At 38.7% G+C, this 16,484-nt stretch carries 26 protein-coding genes; 21 read left to right on the top strand and 5 right to left on the bottom strand.

Features of this window, described 5'->3' with window-relative positions; all coding sequences use genetic code 11:
- Positions 1-34 precede the first annotated feature (34 nt).
- Positions 35-496 (top strand): hypothetical protein, encoded by a 462-nt coding sequence (locus HPC38_RS02445; protein WP_208119703.1) that lies wholly within the window; start codon positions 35-37, stop codon positions 494-496.
- A 133-nt stretch (positions 497-629) separates the two neighbouring features.
- Here the strand turns inward: HPC38_RS02445 and HPC38_RS02440 are convergent, their stop codons facing one another.
- Positions 630-905, bottom strand: coding sequence for a hypothetical protein (locus HPC38_RS02440; RefSeq protein ID WP_208119702.1), 276 nt, complete (start codon positions 903-905; stop codon positions 630-632).
- A gap of 273 nt (positions 906-1,178) precedes the next feature.
- On the opposite strand from HPC38_RS02440, the gene HPC38_RS02435 reads away from it, so the two are divergent.
- The 3 genes from HPC38_RS02435 to HPC38_RS02425 all read left to right on the top strand — a co-directional run bounded on the left by HPC38_RS02435 (position 1,179) and on the right by HPC38_RS02425 (position 2,438).
- Positions 1,179-1,463: a hypothetical protein gene (locus HPC38_RS02435; protein ID WP_208119701.1), complete on the top strand. Its 285-nt coding sequence runs from the start codon at positions 1,179-1,181 to the stop codon at positions 1,461-1,463.
- Between the two features lie 330 nt (positions 1,464-1,793).
- Positions 1,794-2,093, top strand: a complete 300-nt coding sequence (locus HPC38_RS02430) for a hypothetical protein (protein WP_235977597.1) — start codon at positions 1,794-1,796, stop codon at positions 2,091-2,093.
- Positions 2,094-2,099: 6 nt separating this feature from the next.
- The gene (locus HPC38_RS02425; protein ID WP_235977595.1) at positions 2,100-2,438 is read left to right on the top strand and encodes a helix-turn-helix domain-containing protein; all 339 of its coding nucleotides are present in this window, start codon (positions 2,100-2,102) and stop codon (positions 2,436-2,438) included.
- 167 nt (positions 2,439-2,605) lie between these two features.
- On the opposite strand, the gene HPC38_RS02420 is transcribed toward HPC38_RS02425, so the two are convergent.
- The 4 genes from HPC38_RS02420 to HPC38_RS02405 form a co-directional block, all read right to left on the bottom strand.
- A complete protein-coding gene (locus HPC38_RS02420; RefSeq protein ID WP_208119700.1) occupies positions 2,606-3,154 on the bottom strand; it encodes a type II toxin-antitoxin system VapC family toxin in 549 nt (182 codons plus the stop codon).
- Between the two features lies 1 nt (position 3,155).
- The gene (locus HPC38_RS02415) at positions 3,156-3,497 is read right to left on the bottom strand and encodes an STAS-like domain-containing protein (RefSeq protein ID WP_208119699.1); all 342 of its coding nucleotides are present in this window, start codon (positions 3,495-3,497) and stop codon (positions 3,156-3,158) included.
- Between the two features lie 9 nt (positions 3,498-3,506).
- Positions 3,507-4,712 carry a hypothetical protein gene (locus HPC38_RS02410; RefSeq protein WP_208119698.1) on the bottom strand — a complete coding sequence of 402 codons (1,206 nt, stop codon included), beginning with the start codon at positions 4,710-4,712 and terminating at the stop codon, positions 3,507-3,509.
- Positions 4,713-4,806: 94 nt separating this feature from the next.
- Positions 4,807-5,493, bottom strand: coding sequence for a S24 family peptidase (locus HPC38_RS02405; RefSeq protein ID WP_208119697.1), 687 nt, complete (start codon positions 5,491-5,493; stop codon positions 4,807-4,809).
- A gap of 120 nt (positions 5,494-5,613) precedes the next feature.
- On the opposite strand from HPC38_RS02405, the gene HPC38_RS02400 reads away from it, so the two are divergent.
- The 17 genes from HPC38_RS02400 (at position 5,614) to HPC38_RS02320 (ending at position 16,477) form a co-directional block, all read left to right on the top strand.
- Positions 5,614-5,841: a helix-turn-helix domain-containing protein gene (locus HPC38_RS02400; RefSeq protein ID WP_208119696.1), complete on the top strand. Its 228-nt coding sequence runs from the start codon at positions 5,614-5,616 to the stop codon at positions 5,839-5,841.
- A gap of 89 nt (positions 5,842-5,930) precedes the next feature.
- Positions 5,931-6,158 carry a hypothetical protein gene (locus HPC38_RS02395; protein WP_235977593.1) on the top strand — a complete coding sequence of 76 codons (228 nt, stop codon included), beginning with the start codon at positions 5,931-5,933 and terminating at the stop codon, positions 6,156-6,158.
- A 103-nt stretch (positions 6,159-6,261) separates the two neighbouring features.
- Positions 6,262-6,969, top strand: coding sequence for a Rha family transcriptional regulator (locus tag HPC38_RS02390; RefSeq protein WP_235977591.1), 708 nt, complete (start codon positions 6,262-6,264; stop codon positions 6,967-6,969).
- Positions 6,969-7,823 (top strand): replication protein, encoded by an 855-nt coding sequence (locus HPC38_RS10420; protein WP_235977589.1) that lies wholly within the window; start codon positions 6,969-6,971, stop codon positions 7,821-7,823. The genes HPC38_RS02390 and HPC38_RS10420 overlap by 1 nt, the downstream gene beginning before the upstream one ends.
- A complete protein-coding gene (locus HPC38_RS02380) occupies positions 7,813-8,499 on the top strand; it encodes a replication protein P (RefSeq protein ID WP_208119694.1) in 687 nt (228 codons plus the stop codon). The genes HPC38_RS10420 and HPC38_RS02380 overlap by 11 nt, the downstream gene beginning before the upstream one ends.
- Complete coding sequence (locus tag HPC38_RS02375; protein ID WP_208119693.1) at positions 8,489-8,989, top strand: DNA N-6-adenine-methyltransferase; 501 nt, start codon at positions 8,489-8,491, stop codon at positions 8,987-8,989. The genes HPC38_RS02380 and HPC38_RS02375 overlap by 11 nt, the downstream gene beginning before the upstream one ends.
- Positions 8,986-9,444 carry a DUF1367 family protein gene (locus HPC38_RS02370; RefSeq protein WP_208119692.1) on the top strand — a complete coding sequence of 153 codons (459 nt, stop codon included), beginning with the start codon at positions 8,986-8,988 and terminating at the stop codon, positions 9,442-9,444. The genes HPC38_RS02375 and HPC38_RS02370 overlap by 4 nt, the downstream gene beginning before the upstream one ends.
- A 16-nt stretch (positions 9,445-9,460) precedes the next feature.
- The gene (locus HPC38_RS02365) at positions 9,461-9,763 is read left to right on the top strand and encodes a DUF1364 domain-containing protein (RefSeq protein WP_208119691.1); all 303 of its coding nucleotides are present in this window, start codon (positions 9,461-9,463) and stop codon (positions 9,761-9,763) included.
- Positions 9,756-10,115, top strand: a complete 360-nt coding sequence (locus HPC38_RS02360) for a RusA family crossover junction endodeoxyribonuclease (RefSeq protein ID WP_208119690.1) — start codon at positions 9,756-9,758, stop codon at positions 10,113-10,115. The genes HPC38_RS02365 and HPC38_RS02360 overlap by 8 nt, the downstream gene beginning before the upstream one ends.
- A gap of 9 nt (positions 10,116-10,124) precedes the next feature.
- Entirely contained in the window at positions 10,125-10,487 is a 363-nt protein-coding gene (locus HPC38_RS02355; RefSeq protein WP_208119689.1) for an antiterminator Q family protein, read from the top strand.
- A 245-nt stretch (positions 10,488-10,732) separates the two neighbouring features.
- A complete protein-coding gene (locus tag HPC38_RS02350; RefSeq protein WP_208119688.1) occupies positions 10,733-11,419 on the top strand; it encodes a DNA-methyltransferase in 687 nt (228 codons plus the stop codon).
- Between the two features lie 12 nt (positions 11,420-11,431).
- Positions 11,432-11,674, top strand: a complete 243-nt coding sequence (locus HPC38_RS02345; RefSeq protein WP_208119687.1) for an HNH endonuclease signature motif containing protein — start codon at positions 11,432-11,434, stop codon at positions 11,672-11,674.
- Between the two features lie 9 nt (positions 11,675-11,683).
- On the top strand, positions 11,684-12,154 hold the full coding sequence (locus HPC38_RS02340) for a lysozyme (protein ID WP_235977610.1): 471 nt from the start codon (positions 11,684-11,686) through the stop codon (positions 12,152-12,154).
- 13 nt (positions 12,155-12,167) lie between these two features.
- Positions 12,168-12,482, top strand: coding sequence for a hypothetical protein (locus tag HPC38_RS02335; protein ID WP_208119685.1), 315 nt, complete (start codon positions 12,168-12,170; stop codon positions 12,480-12,482).
- Between the two features lies 1 nt (position 12,483).
- A complete protein-coding gene (locus HPC38_RS02330; RefSeq protein WP_208119684.1) occupies positions 12,484-13,014 on the top strand; it encodes a hypothetical protein in 531 nt (176 codons plus the stop codon).
- Positions 13,014-14,486 carry a hypothetical protein gene (locus HPC38_RS02325; protein WP_208119683.1) on the top strand — a complete coding sequence of 491 codons (1,473 nt, stop codon included), beginning with the start codon at positions 13,014-13,016 and terminating at the stop codon, positions 14,484-14,486. Before HPC38_RS02330 ends, HPC38_RS02325 begins: the two co-directional genes overlap by 1 nt.
- Complete coding sequence (locus HPC38_RS02320) at positions 14,483-16,477, top strand: hypothetical protein (RefSeq protein WP_208119682.1); 1,995 nt, start codon at positions 14,483-14,485, stop codon at positions 16,475-16,477. Before HPC38_RS02325 ends, HPC38_RS02320 begins: the two co-directional genes overlap by 4 nt.
- Positions 16,478-16,484 lie beyond the last annotated feature (7 nt).

Genomic DNA, 16,484 nt, shown 5'->3' with positions numbered 1-16,484 from the left:
GCTAAACAATTATTTTTACCACAAGGAGATTGCTATGTTAGATCCTAATTGGATAACTGCTGTGTGTACAGCATTAGGTTTATTCGGTGGATTGTATGTTTGGTTTAATAAATTATGCCAAGCTAGAATGCCAGATGTGAGTTTTACTGCTCATCGGTTATCTTACCCACATATCTATCGAATTACAATTCATCCTAAGCGGATTAAGTATCCATATGTTCTTGAGAATATTGAGTCAGTACGCCCTTTATATACTCAATACAAGGGAGTTGACAGGCTCTGTAAGGGCAAAGTCAAACTTATAGATGCCTTAAATAAAGAGGATATTCATAAGGTCATACATTCTTGCCATCAGGAACTTCAAGAAGAGCCTTTTATAACTCTTTTTATTGATTTAGATGGAACTCAAAATATCACTTATAAAATGCGATTACTATTCAAGTCTGAGCATTTCCCTTTTCGCTGGGGGAAGCCAATCATTATTCCTGTTGAGTAAAAAAGCCCACCGAAGTGGGCAACAACTGCATTGCATTAATTTGGCAGACGGTGGAGGAATCGAACCTCTCAGCTCCTTCCCACTTTTTTATGCTATAGGTTTAGAAGACCTATGTGGGGACACCGCCCATATTTTAAATTCTGATTAATTCCTTCACCTTACAAGTGCGCTTTTGTGATCCGCTTGCTGTAAGTGAACTTGGTACTTTATATAGCGATAAAGTGTTTCTTGAGTTGCTCAAGTATTTTGAGCAGTCAATGTGATCCTTTTGCAATCCTGATACTGCATAATCAACCTTGCTTTGTCTTTTAGAATTAACGCTTGCAGAAAATGCTTTCTGTTTTTGTTTAATCCTTTTAGCTTGCTTAATTGATTTTGAGTAAGCTTTTCTCTCGGCTTTGGTGTACATGATTGACTCCTTATTTCCATTATTAACCGCACTTTCTAGCATTTCCCTCAAGTATCGGTGTATGACGTATCATTGATCAGCTTCGACGTCGCAATCGGTTCTCTGTAAGTGCGGTTAATGATGTAAATGCGCTTTACTGGCCGTTCCAGCGTGGTAGTTGTAGCACTAACTTAATTCCACTTAATCGAGCTGGAAGGTATGAGTTAGAGTGCCTTTCTTTATCCTTGTAAGGCTCAAGTCCCTTATTGTCACCACAACAGATAAGGATTTATAATGGGAATACCACAACAGATGCTAAGGATTCCCACCATGAATTTTGATGAATCACTTGCCATCTTGCTTGAGGATACTGATATGAAAAAACTAACAAAATGGCTAAATCTGTTTATTTTGACGTGGCTATTTTTACCGTTGTCTGTGAAAGTGTGGATAAACAAAATTTCATTACCAGAATTATCTGACGGCTGTTTATTGCTTATCGTAACAATCGCTATTTCAACTGGTATTTACTACCTTATAGACGTTATTTTTAGCGCTAGGCTTGCCAACAAACCCTAACTCATACCTTCCATATTTTTAAAGAGCGTTGAGATGTGTATCTCGTTTTGATGGATGTATAATACCTTAAGGTAATCACAAAGTAAATACCAAAAGGTAAATTATTTATGGGAAGTCCGATTTTTTTATTCAACCTATTAATTTCCAAAGAAATTTATTTTGAATTTTTTTGCTGATACGAGGCAAAACCGCACTTTTTCGCAAAAAGTCGAACTAGTGGCGGTGCTTAGTTTGAGTTAAGGCGGTTTCTCGAACCAGTGAGAAAATGCTTTACTATAATGCTTTGTATTAGTATAATACTTTGCATTATATTTGTTATGAGAATAAGCTATGTTTACCATTGTAGAAAGTGCGCTATTTGAACGCCTATCCAAGGATATTTGGAGCGAGGACGAGCGAGCAGAATTTGCTACGTTTTTAGCGCAAAATCCGCTTGTAGGCGATGTTATTCCGCATTCGGGTGGTATTCGCAAGGTGCGTTGGTCGTCATCAGGAAAAGGTAAGCGTGGCGGTGCAAGGGTTATTTATTTTAATCAGTTAGATGACGGTTTTATTGAGCTGTTAACGATTTATGAGAAAAAGAAAACAGCTAATATCATAGGAAAGCAGCTATCTAAATTAAAGGGGTAAGAGATTATGAAAGAACAAACTTACAAAGATATGAATACAGACGATGTACTTCGTGCATTAATTGCTGATGAGCCTGAATTAGCGGCGCAATCAGCTGAACTAAAAGAAGCGATTGAGCAAATGAAACGTGGGGAATATGCTCGAAAAATGGTTGTCCACGTTCACCCGATCGTGGAAACACGCAATAAAGCAGGCTTAAGCCAGAGTAAATTTGCCGAAAAACTGGGCATCTCTGTGAATACGTTGAAATCATGGGAGCAAGGGCAGCGTAAACCCAGTGGCGCAGCAGCGGCGTTGATTAAACTGTTAAGCAAACGCCCTGAATTGGTGGGGGAGTTAAGTTAAATTAAGAGCCACGTTAAGCGTGGCTTTTTTTTGTGGGTTAAAGTGCGGTAAAAGCCCCAGTGGTCATGTGATTTCGGATAGTGAAACCGTATCGCAAAGGGGCGGATGTAATATGTATAACGCCATAGCAGATTATTTATAGTATATCAGAAAAGTTGCAGGTGCTATTAAATAGAATAGACATCAATAGATTGTACGGTCTGAAAATCTTTATCATCTGTCAATATATTACTAATTTTATTATTTTCCATTATTAACAAGTAGTAAGCATCATAAGCATCCAATGGTGCTTCTCTTAATTTATCTATGATGTGATTTCCATTGTCTTTTGTAATATTTATTTCTATTATGGTTGAGATAGATTTTATATCTTCCCAAGCCAAAGACACAATAGAAATAACTTTTTCTCGCTCAGTTTTAATTCCCCTAAATTTCTTTAACGTAATATTGGGATTATTAACCTTATAGTTTTCAAAAGATTTTTTCTCAATAACATGAGCCAATTCACTTAAGCAAAGCGAGGATGTAAATAATTTGCCATTATTAGAAAGGACTTGTTGAATAAAATCAGAGTATTTTATGGCTTTCTTTTGGGAGTGTTCACTAAGAAAAGCTCCAGAAACATAGGTTTGGTAGATCCATATATTAGTATCCACAAAGAACTTCTGACCAGACAAAGAGGATTTAGAAATATTACTAATTTTCATTATACCCATATCAATCCTCTGAGAGTTTTTCTGCTATTTCAGTTTTGTTATTTGGATCTTTATAATATTCAATAGCATTTGCTATTACTTTATTTAGTAAGTTTTTACCACCTTGATTTATATTCAGGAAATCTAAACTCTCTTGCAGTTGCTCAATAGAGTAGTCTTTTAAAAGTTTACCAATGGCTGCATTAAAAAAAGGACTTGCGAAGGTATCAATTCCTTCAAAGTCAATTTTTACTTTATTGTTTTCAGACAATTTCGTTTTAATCTCTTGGTAAAGCTTAGCACCAAGCACCATAGATACAGATATATTACTTTCTATCAAATTCTTTACTAATATACGGTTCATGCATAGCTCCTAAAAATAATTTCCGTGCTGGTATAAATAGACGACATCTTCTTGACAATTTATACTAATGAAGGCTAGTGTTCCCCCAAAATTAAAGCCTAACTCTTCAATTTCATATTCACCTGATTCACCAATAAACGCACGACAGCTGTTTGTGTAGATTTCTAGTTTCCCTTTATTCAAGACGACAAATTCCTTTAATATATCTAAACCCACGCCTCTTGGCATATCCTCATCAATACTATCTGTTTTTGTTGAATTGCCTCTTTTCAGCGCCCATGCTAGAGCTTTTTGGTCATTATCAATATGACAAAGATGATTAAAATTTCGGGTATACTCTAGCACATTCTTACATATACCCCCTCCCAAATCAATGATGCACAAGGATATAGTTTTCGAGCCATTATCATAAGAACCACAACTTACCACATCAATATTGTTATTTTCTTCTAAAGCCTTAGACACCCCATGACCAAAAGCATTTTGATAAAGCTCAAATATTCGACTGACTATATCTTGTTTAAGGAGCGGTGATAGATGAATCTTTTCATTCGTCAACCATTCATTTTGTATGTGGTTGATGATTTTTTCATCACCTCCCTCATTAGATCTTTTATGCTCCCTGAAACCTATGTATTTCCCTTCTGGATAAGGAGTTTTAAAGTCAGCATGGTAATGAGATAGAAAATTACAATTAATTAATTGCTTTCTAAGCTGATTTTTCATTGAATTTACATCAAACATAACACCAATTTTTTTTGCATGACGTTCAATAAAGAGAGTCGTTAAAAGATGAATAAACTCTTTATGATTTATAATATCGGTCATGACAATTTTTAAAGCTTCGTTTGTGTTAACCTTATTTTTTTTCTTTACATTTTCAACATGATAGTAAATTGCGTTCCGCAAATCGTCTTCCCTGAGAACTGCGTCAAAAATATTTTGAATTTCATCTTTAAATTTTGTTGTCCATTCACCTCCACTAGATATACTACTCAGTATATTACGACGTTCTTTTCGGTATAAATTAGAAAGCAAATTAGCTATAGCTCCAAGAATTGATATTGATGCACACCCTAAGTATTCGCATTTTTTAAATAAAAATGTAAAACTGTTTTCAGGCTCATCAATTATTTTCTGAATAGTTTTTAATATAGAGACAATATCATCTCTTGTGTCTCTTTTTGTTGAAATGTTAATATATTTAATTTTCATGAGAATTAATTGATTTATCTATACTAACCTACCGCTCCTACTTAAAGATACGCATCACAGATAAGTGCGGTGCTCAACCGCACTTGGCATTCACTTAACCAAATCGCTTAATTGCCTGAGACTGAGATACCATTACTTTGCCAACAATGTAAAATTCATCTTCGTTTGAGCGATCTATTTCCCATTCTTTGTATGTTTTGTTATCTGAAAGAACAAGAAGTTTAGAGCCAGCCATCTGCAAGCGTTTAACGTGTCGATAACCCGAATAGATGAAAATATAGATCCCGTCACCATCATATTGATTAACTCTAGTATCAACGTAAAGGAGATCTCCACTTTCGAATGTTGGACTCATACTGTCCCCACTCACGTTAATCATTTTTATATGCTCAGGCCGAGTATTACTGAAAAGTTTAGTATATTGCTCCTCTGTAAATTGAATTAACTCAACAGCGTTATATGTATCTCCACCAACCACGCCATACCCAGCACTGGCTTCAACTTCGGTTAAAAATTCGATCTGATACTCTGAGGAGGGTCTGATTTTTGGCAAAGGCTCATCTTTATCGAACCAACTACTAGGTATGTTTAGTGCGTTGCAAATATCACTAATCACCTTCTCTCCAATTGGCTTAGCTTGATTTTTATCGGCTGGATACAGCATTCTTGAGATATAACTTTGATCTTTATCGACCAATTTTGCAAATTCAGCCACCTTTCCATGAGCTACGCTATCAATTAGTTCTTGAAGCCTCTGCCTTCTATGTTCTCTTCTGTCCATTTCTAACTCCTTTTATTGATATTTTAATCTCATTTACCAGCAGGTAAATAACCAAAAGGTATTGATTTTGCCCTTACCATTAGGTATTATCTTGTCGTTTAATAGTAAAAAAGGTCATGTATGGACAAGTTAAGACAATACCTAAATGCATTATCAAGACAGGAGCAAGCTGAGTTTGCTCTTCGTTGCAATACCACGATCAATTACTTGCGTAAGGCCATTTCACAAAATACTCGTCTTGGTACTGAGCTATGTGTGCTTATCGAACAGCAGTCAAAGAATTGTGTGACCCGACAAGATTTAATCCCTGATTGGGAAGCTCGCTGGCCTGAGTTATCTACAAAATAATTTAATAAGAGATATCCGCAATGGCACGCAATGAATTAACACGATCTGCAAGGTCACATTCTGATCTTGTAATGACGAAATACTACCAAATGAAACAATGCGAAGTGGCGCAGGCGATGGATTGCGATCCGTCCACGGTGAGCCGCTTGGTGGGCAACAATCAAACGGTGCAGACGTTTAACTTGATCGCCGCGACAAAGTGCGGTGTGTATGACACGGAAACGCAAATCGCAATTGATAAAAAAGAATTGGAGCTTTTGCTTTTAGCAAGTGAGGGCTTTGCTGAACGTCTAAGACAAAAATATTTAGACAAATAAAAAGCCACTGTTGGGAGCAGTGGCCAATAGACTTATTTTTAATCAACTAAAAACGAGGTTAATTGTGAACGAATTGATGAGAAATTGCAAGAGTGAGTTAACAATGAGCAGTCGCGAGATTGCTGAGTTAGTTGATGCGCGTCACGATTCTGTGAAAAGAACTGTTGAACGCTTGCAAGACAAGGGATTGATTCAACTTACACCATTGGTGGAAGTTAAAAATCACTTGGGTCAAAAGGTATCTGAGTATCAGTTAATTAAGCGAGATACTTATGTTGTTGTGGCTCAGCTTTGCCCTGAATTTACAGCAAGATTAGTTGATCGCTGGCAAGAGCTTGAGAGAAGCGCTAATCAATTGGCGTTACCACAAAACTATCTTGAAGCGCTTGAAAAACTGGTGGAGAGCGAAAAAGAAAAACAACAACTGGCCATTGAGAACAAGCATAAAGATATGCAAATCCAGTCATACAAAAACTATTTTGTGAGCGGTATGACTGTTCCGGCATTTGCCAAAACACTCAATGGAGTCAACTCACAACAAATCAATTCATACCTATTCAACATTGGCTGGTTTTATAAGGATCAGCGTGGCAACTGGCGTGTTACTTCTAAAGCAAGGGATAGATTCCTGAGCGAGCAGATAGATTCAATAGATATGCATGGCAAGGAAGAAAAGCGCGTTTGTTATAAACCTATCTTGCTAGCCAAAGGCGCTTCAAAATTATTTGATATGTATCTCGGCGGCAAGCTTCCTATGAAGGTTACTTGGAATAGGTCATTTACTCAAGATAAATTAGCGGTGGTGGCATAATGAGCAACGATAGATTTATTCCTAACTCCTTTCAGATACCTAATTCGTTAGTTGATGAATTACTATCTGAATTGAGTGGGGCAGAGCTTAAATGTTACTTAGTCACAATTCGTAAAACAAAGGGCTGGCAAAAGGAGTCTGACGCTATTTCTATCAGTCAATTCATGGAAGTGACAGGGTTAAGTAATCGAGCAGTTATTGATGCGTGTAGTCGTCTAGTTGAGATTGGCTTGCTGGTCAAGTCATCAGGAAGTAGAAATACAAGCGTTTACTCCGCCAACCTGTGTAAAAAGTTCACTAGTGAAGAAAGTTCACCTGTGAAAAAAGTTCATAGCACCTGTGAAGAAAGTTCACCTGTGAAAAAAGTTCATAGCACCTGTGAAGAAAGTTCACAAGATCCTGTGAAAAAAGTTCACACACAAAATAACAATAAAAACACTACTAAAAAAACAAACTCTTCGTCGGAGAAAAAATCGGCTGATAAAAAATTCAAATTCACTGACGACGACATCAAGGCTGCAAAATACATTCTTGAAAAAATCAAATCAATCCAACCGAATTTCAAAGAGCCTGACAACCTCGATAACTGGGCTAACGAAATACGATTAATGCGTGAGCGCGATAACAGAAATCTAAGAGAGATTTGTAAATTGTTCGCGTGGGCTAACAATGATCCGTTTTGGCAATCAAATATCCTTTCGCCTAAAAAGTTAAGGGAAAAATGGGATCAGTTATATCTCAAAAGCATCGCAATCAATAACGCCAAGCAAGCTTCAAATTCATTTGATCCTAAGCAATCAGGTGGCTGGAGTCATGGCAAAACGATAAAAATCGGGGGTAGTTATGAACGGTAATTACTTAATGAGCCTTGTTGGAAGTCAGCCTGATTACAAAGCACCGAATGAAGTTGAGGTGGAAATACCACAAGAAATCGCTGATGGCATGGATAAATTGTTCTACGAGCTAACACTGATTTGCCCAGCGTGGAAACATTCATTCCCTAGCAAGGGCGTTTACAACGATGCAAAACTTTTATGGCTTAAAGAATTTGTGCGCAAAGGCGTGAAAACATCCGCGCAGATTGAACATGGCCTAGAACGTGCAAAAGAATCAGGCAATCGCTTCTTCCCGACAGTACAAGAGTTTATTGGCTGGTGCAAGGAAGTGAATTACAAGGCTTACGGCTTACCTGATGAAGATGAATTAATCCAGCGCATTACAAATTTTATGGGTTATGGCATGAGTAATCAGCATCTATTCAAATTCAAATCAGATGCTGAATACTGGCTTATCGTTGACTTGTACTCACGCAACCGCTCTCAACAGTGGACTACGAAAATGCTAGAGCAAGAGGCTAGCAAAGCACTCAAAAAGATGGCTAAGCGTATTGAGAGAGGCGAAAAGATTCCTGAAAGGCGAATCACTTTACCTGAGAAAAGCAAGAAGTGCTTGCCAGCTGAAGAGTTAAACAAGCGTGTGAGAAGTTTAAGACGTGAATTGAGAATGGGATTTGCACAAAATGGAAACTAAATTTGATCGTGATACATATCAAACGCCTGATTTTATCTTCGAGAAAATCAATCAGGAATTTAATTTTACTATTGATGGCGCGGCCATGCCACATAACGCACGATTATCAAGGTTCGTATCGCCTGAGATGAATTTTCTTGAATATCCACTAGAGAATGAAAGGGTATGGGTTAATCCGCCTTACAGCAAGCCTGAGCCTTTTGTGAATCGCGCAATTGAGTTATTTGAAAAACACAATTGCCTTGTTGTGATGTTGCTTCCAGTCGATATAAGCACAGGATGGTTTTCTAGTATCTTCAACAAAGCAACAGAAATCAGATTCATTCATGGTGGCCGCATTAAATTCTTCAATCCGCAAAGCAAAAAATGGACTGATGTTTGTAGGGGAAATCACTTGGCCATATTCAATCCGAAGCATATTGGAATGACTCAATCAATCAGAAGTATTGATATTAATTCGTTTGGTCAACTCGCTTGGAGAGCTAAATGAAAATTGAGCTTATCAAGCGGCATGGTGGCGTGTTTGAAGTTGCTGATGATATGTATCTTGAAGATATAACCAAGCTCAAAACAGGGGATATGTTCACAGCTGATATTAAGTTAAAGGTTAATCCAAAACTTCACAGAATGATGTTTGCGTTCTTTAAATTCTGCTTTGAATACTATTGTGCAGATCATGGATTCAAGAAATACAGTTGCCAGTCTGCACAATTTGATGAGTTTAGAGAGTGGATGACGATTCAAGCTGGCCATTGCGAAATGGTCTTTGATATTAGAAACAATGGGAAGTTCAAGTTAAGAGCCAAAAGCATATCTTTTGAGAAATTCCCTGATGATACGGAAAGACAAAAGCTTTACAGCGCACTTGTTAATGCAGCACTTGCAACAGTGTTCAAGGATTGCAAAGACGAAGATGTTATTAATCAACTTTATTCATTTTTTTAAGGTGGAGTGGTTATAAATGGCCAAGACAAATTTAAGAAAAGAAGCCAAGCAGAGAGATTGCCAAGTAAGGATTGCTGGAGTGTGCAATCACAATCCCGAAACAACAGTGCTTGCGCATTACAGACTTAAAGGCCAGTGCGGTGTTGGAATGAAGCCAGTTGATTTGTGTGGTGCGTGGGCTTGCAGCGCTTGCCATGATGTTATTGATGGCCGCGTTAAAACTGATATTGATAAGCTGCAAAGAGATCTCGATCACGCTAACGGAACAATCAGAACAATTATTCAGTTGTTCAAAGAAGGGAAGATCATCATTGTCTGAATATAACATTAATCCAGTACCAAAGCCGCGCATGACTTGGTCTGATAAGTGGAAAAAGCGTGATAGTGTTTTGCGTTATCGCGCCTTTAAAGATGAAGTTAGATTGAGGGGTATTCAGTTACCTGAAAGCGGTTATCACGTTATCTTCGTATTGCCTATGCCTAAGAGCTGGAGCAAGAAAAAGATGGCTGAGATGAATGGGAAGCCGCATCAACAGAAGCCTGATAAAGACAACCTTGAGAAAGCGTTGCTGGATTCAATCTTTGAAGATGATTGCAGAATTTGGGATGGCCGCGTAAGTAAGATATGGGGCTATGAAGGGAAGATTATAGTTAATCAGATGGGCGATTAAGGAGTTGAGATGCAGTCGGCAATAAAGGATATTTTAATCAAATGGGCTAGGTGGGCTACGCCAAGATTGGGCGTTGATTATCCTTCAATTTCTCCGTTTTATAAGTCGGCATCATCATCTCACGAATATGTTGAGCGCCTATCTGAAGAATCTGCTGAGATTGTTGAGGAAGTCATTCTAAGCCTAAGAGAAGAGAATGAATTGTGGTTCAACTTAATCATGGCTAGATACATCCACAGAATCAGTGATCGCGATATTTGCACCTTTCTCAATATCTCAAGAACAACATACTTCAATGAATTAAGCTCAGCGGAAGCCTATGTGCAAGGGGCTATCAGATTTTATGGAAAACAAATTGTATTTTACGCTTAATTGTTGACAGTACGGACTGAAAGTGGTATAAAAGTATCAGGATGTGAAGTTGCATCCTAAACAAGCTCAGCAATCGCTGGGCTTTTTTTTTAACCATTGTTGGTAGGTTAACATTGTTCTCTCCCAGCACTGATATTGGTGTTGGGATTTTTTTCATAATAGCTAAGGCCTTGATCTCGCGATCAGGGCTTTTTTGTTTTTGGTGATTGCGAATGAGATTAATGCAAGGTGATTGCTTGGAGTTGATGAAAGATATTCCAGGTGACAGTATTGATCTTGTTTTAACAGATCCACCTTATGGCACAACCGCCTGTAAGTGGGATAGTGTTATTCCTTTTGAGCCTATGTGGAAAGAATTAAAACGCATTACCAAAGACAATGCAGCAATTATTCTATTTGGTTCACAACCTTTCACAAGCTCCTTAATCATGAGCAATGCTAAAGATTTTAAGTATTGCTGGGTGTGGGATAAGGGGCGTGGAGTAGGATTTTTAAATTCAAAGAAACAACCATTAAGACAGACTGAAGATGTTGTTGTCTTTTATAGGAAACAGCCCTTATATAATCCTCAAATGAGAGCTGGCTTTTCTCCTTATAAGAAAAAAAATAACAACAATGAGGTTATGTCTAAGTTATATAGTAATCATGAAGCAAGAAGAAGCAGAAGCTCAAATGGATATAGATACCCTGTAAATATTATTACCTTTTCAAAAGGTAATGATAGACAACATCCAACACAGAAGCCAGTTGCCTTACTTGAATATCTCATTAAAACGTACACAAAAGAGGGCGAAACTGTTCTTGATTTCACAATGGGAAGTGGCTCAACTGGCGTTGCTTGCAGAAGATTGAATCGTGACTTCATAGGAATTGAGCTTGATGAAAATTACTTCAATATAGCTAAACAGCGTATTGAAAATGAAATTGTTTAATGTTGGTGTGATATGGCAAGCACTACAAGAAACTACAAAAGAGAATATAAAACTTATCATGGTAAGCCACAGCAGATAAAAAACCGTTCTTTGCGCAACAAAGCAAGACGCATCATGAAGAATGAGCTTGGAAAATCTGCAATCAAAGGCAAAGAGATTGATCATAAAAAGCCGCTATCTAAGGGTGGCACTAACAAACGTAATAATTTGAGAGTCGTTAGCAGATCTACCAACCGCAAGAAGGGCGGAAAGTAAATCGTGAAAATGAGTCATAAAGGCCTTCAAGCTTTAATGCATGATGAAGGTCTGAGATTAAAAGCATATAAAGACAGCGCAGGGATTTGGACTATTGGCGTTGGCCATACTGGAAAGGTGGATGGGGTATTAATCCACGAAGGTATGCAAATCACAAAATCAAAAGCGTTAGAGCTTTTGAAGCAAGATGTAGAGATCGCAGAGAATAGCATTAACTACCATTTAAAACAGCCTATCTCTCAGCATCAATTTGATGCCTTCGTAAATCTTGCTTTCAATATTGGCGTTACAGCCTTTTCAAAATCAACTGCACTAAGAGAATTTAATAAGGGGAACGTAGTTAAAGCCGCTGAAGCAATCACTTGGTGGGTGAAAGCATACGATCCTAGAACAAAAACAAAGCGAACAGTTGAAGGACTTGCACGACGTAGAGCAAGAACCAAAAAAATGTTTGAGCGTGGTGAATATATCACTGCATAAAGAGAGCAATAAAATGATTAAGTACATTTATGAATTATGCGGAGTAGATGATCAAAGTATTTTGGGCAAGGTGGGTTACTTCACTAGCTTCCTTGCTTCAGGTACTGATTGCCCTTGTTGTTTAGGGTGGAGAATCTTATTGGCATTTATCATAGGTGTGGCATTAGGACTTTGTGCGGTGGTTTATCCAGTCGCAGCACTTGGCCTTTCTATTGGCGCTGGCGGTATGTTAGCAATTGCCTTCACTGTTTACAGATTGATTAAGTATGAGGAATCACTTCAAGACGAAGATGATGACGATCAACCCGTAATCGGACTAAGTGAGTGATATGGCAAGACTGACAGAAAAGCAATGGCTGCAAGTGCGCGTGGATTATGAAATTCATGGCATGAGTTACAATCAGTTAATTGATAAATATCAAACAAGCAAAGCTGCATTATCTCGGCGCGCGTCACAAGAAAAGTGGCAAAAAGGAAAAGCGGAACAGCTTATAAGTAAAAAGACTAATGCGTTCAAAGAGTTGAGAGAGTGTGAAACCCTAGCGGAACCCTTAGCGGAACCCGAACTGATCGCAGTCGATTACGAAGTAAAAGAGCGGTTACGGCTTGAGAAGATGTTTACTGACTCAGCCACACGCAATCAACAAATTGCTGATGAGCTGCTTAACGAAGTGCGCTATGACGAAGACCTGAAACTTCATACGAAGATTGGCGCAGTGGAAGCTCATAGCCGTTTAACCAAAAACAACAAAGAAACAATATTAGGTAAAAATCCTGATACAGCTATTCAAATCAACAACAATAATGGAGAAACTTCAGCGATTGATGAATTGCATAGACAGCGTTTAGGGGGGATGTAATGAGTAAAACATTGGACTTAGCGCGCTATTACAGTCATCAAAACAACTTGGCCGCATTTTGCCATGACTTGTTACGCATTAAGCTTGAAGAAGGTGGTGTTGGTGCATTAACACTGAATAGCACTCAGCTTGATTTGGATAATCGGCTTAATCAGCAACTAGCACATTTTGGGAAAGTTAGAGCGATTGTACTTAAACCACGAAGAGAAGGTATGAGTACATACATCGGCGCTAGGTTTTTTCATAAAACCATTTTTGGCAATGGGCTTAATACATACATCCTTACACATAAACAGGATGCAACAGATACCCTATTCAAAATGGTGAAGATGTTCCACGACAATTTGCCAGCTTGGATGAAGCCAACAACAGCTGAAGATAGTGCTAAATCGCTCACATTCCCTATAAACAATTCAAGTTATTCACTTGGTACTGCTGGCGGTCAAGGTGTTGGCCGTTCAGCGTTGGCGCACTTATTTCATGCATCTGAAGTTGCATACTGGCGTAATGCTGATGAAGTGGCCAGCTCCGCTTTTGAAATTGTGGGTGATAAACCTAACACTGAAATCATTTTAGAAAGCACAGGCGCTCCAGCAACTTATTTTGAAGATGTTTGGAATCTTGCTATTGAAGGCAAGAGTGAATACATGCCTATCTTCTATGCTTGGTATAAATCAGAAAGAAATATTGCTGATGCAACTGGATTGATACCAACCTCAGAAGAAAAAGAATTATTAAAGATTTACCCTGAAATGACTTTGGAAAATCTCGCTTTTAGAAGGCGCAAGCTTTCAACTCAAAGCGAAGCCAAGTTCAGAAGGGAATATCCAGCTATGCCAGCTGATGCATTTATGCAAGATAGCGCTGAAGCGTTTATCAAACCTGAAACTGTGCAGAAGGCAATTAACAGAAACATTTCAGCTTACCCTGATTCAATCATCATTCTAGGCGTAGACCCTTCAAGCAGTGAAAGTGGGGATAGCGTTGGAATGGTGGTGCGACAAGGTAACAAGATAACAAGAGTTGCTGAATTTAGACGCGAAACAGTACAAGAGCGCGCGGATGTGATCAGAAAATTCATGATGGAAACGAAAGCCGATCACGTTTTTATCGATCAGGGTGGTAGTGGAAAAGAGATTTATGAATTGCTGATAGGATGGGGCGTATCAAGATTATCGCTAACAATTGTTCCGTTTGGGGCAAAGGCAAGTAATTCAATGTTCTATCCTAACAAGCGTGTTGAAATGTACAGCAACTTGCGCAATTGGCTGGATGAAGAAGGGGATATTCCTAACAATCCAGCACTGGCCGCAGAGTTAAGCTTGACTAAATCCAAGATCAATAACGATGGCCAAGAAGTGTTGGAGAGCAAAAAGGAAATGAGAAGATCTCCTAACTTGGCAGATGCGGCTGCTTTAACGTTTGCTTATCCAGTGATGAAGCGAAAAACAACAGTGAGTACATATAAATGAGCAGAAAGAAAACAAAAAATGAAGAGATTGAGCTGAAGGAAGAGCAGAGAGATAAGCTCACACAGCTGATTCTTGATCGCTATGAAAGTGCTTCTGCTGCTCGTTCAGAAGTGTTTTATCGTGGTAAGTCCATTGATCAGTGGAGCGATGAAATATTCAATCGTTATATGTCAAATAACGATTGCGAAGGTGAGCTTGATCTTGTGCGTATTAAGACAACAGTCTTGTCATCTAAAGTGCAAGATATGGTGATCAACTCAGTTGATGCGCCTTTTGTTGTTACTCCTACACCTATTCCTTCGTTATCCAAAGAGCAAACAGAAAGTGTGCAATTGGATGTTGAAGAGTTACTCGCGAAGAAATTAATTGAAAGTGGTGTGGTTATTCAAGATCCCGTTACAGGTGAGCAAATCCCTAACTTCAATGCAATTATGGAAGAAGGTGGATTAAAGCTTATCCCTGAAGCGCGTGAATGGCTTCGTGAACAAGCTAAGAAGCAAAGAAAAACAGTTGAGTTCAAGCAAGCATTAATTGCGCGTGAGGCTTGCGATAAAGTCAGTAAGCTAATGCAAGATCAGCTTTATGAAGGTGATTGGCGTACAGCGTATTTGGACTTCTTCAGAGATTTTAGCCTATATGGCACAGGGTGTATCAGGCAGGAAATGAAGCAGGTTAAATCGCTCAAGTGGAATGGCGAGAAGCTGGCAGAAACAACCAACACCATCATTACATGGCGGCACGTTCCTTTTGCCAACTGCTATCCAAGCGCAGACAGTTCTGATGCTAATAGCGGCACATACTTCATTGAACGAGCCAGTATGCGCAAGCAGGATTTGTGGGCGTGTACGGATATTGACTGGATTAAAGAAGATAAGATTGAAGAAGCTTACGAGAAAGCGAAAGAAAACTTCAAATGGCTTGATGAATCAGCTGAGAAAACATCGTGGGGTGATGATGATTATATTGATGTAATCATTCATGAAGGCGTTGTTAAAGGCGATGTGCTCAAGGATTACATTGACAGCGATAAAATCAAGTCGCACAAATTCTATGACGTTGAAGCAATGGTTGTTGCTGGCGTATGCATAGGCGCTAGATTGATTGAATACCTGAAAGGTAATCGCTCCTATTATTCAGCGCAATATATGCTGGCTGGCTCAAAATTTTGGGGGCTGGGTGTGGCCATGTTGCTGGCCAAGACGGAAGACAGATTAAATGACTACATTAAAAAACTTGATGATAACGTAGATAAAACAGTATCTCCGCCTATCTTCTATGACGCTTCGCAGTTTGAAAGCGCTGATGATATTGATCTCAATAAAAAGAATAGATTGATTGCTTTCAATCCTGATGTAACAGGTCAAAGAGCTGGCGCACCATATTATCAAGTCAGATTTGATTCTCACTCAGGTGAAATCGTAAACCTATTCAATATGTTTTATCGCTTAACTGATGATATTTGTGGCATCCCAGCATTGCTGAGTGGAAATAGTCAACAGTTTGGCGGTGAAAGCACATTTAGAGGAATGAAGATGTTGGCCAATACAGCCAACACCATTGTGAAGGCTTCATTCCTAAATATTGATAAGACCGTTCTCCAGCCGCTGATAGAAAACCTATGGCGCTGGAATATGCTAATGAGCAAAGATGAAAGCATTAAAGCTGATGTGCGTGTTGTGGCGCGTGGTGCGGCTGGATTAATGCAAAAAGAAATTGCTGATGCAGAAAGAACGGATGTCTTACCAGTGATTGCACAGCTTATTCAAGGGGCAGGCTTGGATCAGCAAACCAATCAAAACATTGTTCAATACTTGCTATTTGAAACAATGAAATCAGGCGGATTACCAGCTGAACAGCTAATGGGTAATCCTGATCAGGCTAAAGAGCTTAATGCCTTTAGCCAAAGTTTAAAACCAAGTCTAGCACCAGCAACGCCCGAACCGACAATCGGTGAGGATAATAGTGTTGGTGGCTTAACAACAGGAGCTTAACAATGCT

Origin of the sequence: Spirabiliibacterium pneumoniae, assembly GCF_014884995.1 — a bacterium.
Classification (GTDB): Bacteria; Pseudomonadota; Gammaproteobacteria; order Enterobacterales; family Pasteurellaceae; genus Spirabiliibacterium; species Spirabiliibacterium pneumoniae.
The sequence above is the reverse complement of the archived record's forward strand: the minus strand, read 5'-3'. Positions and strand labels throughout refer to the sequence as shown.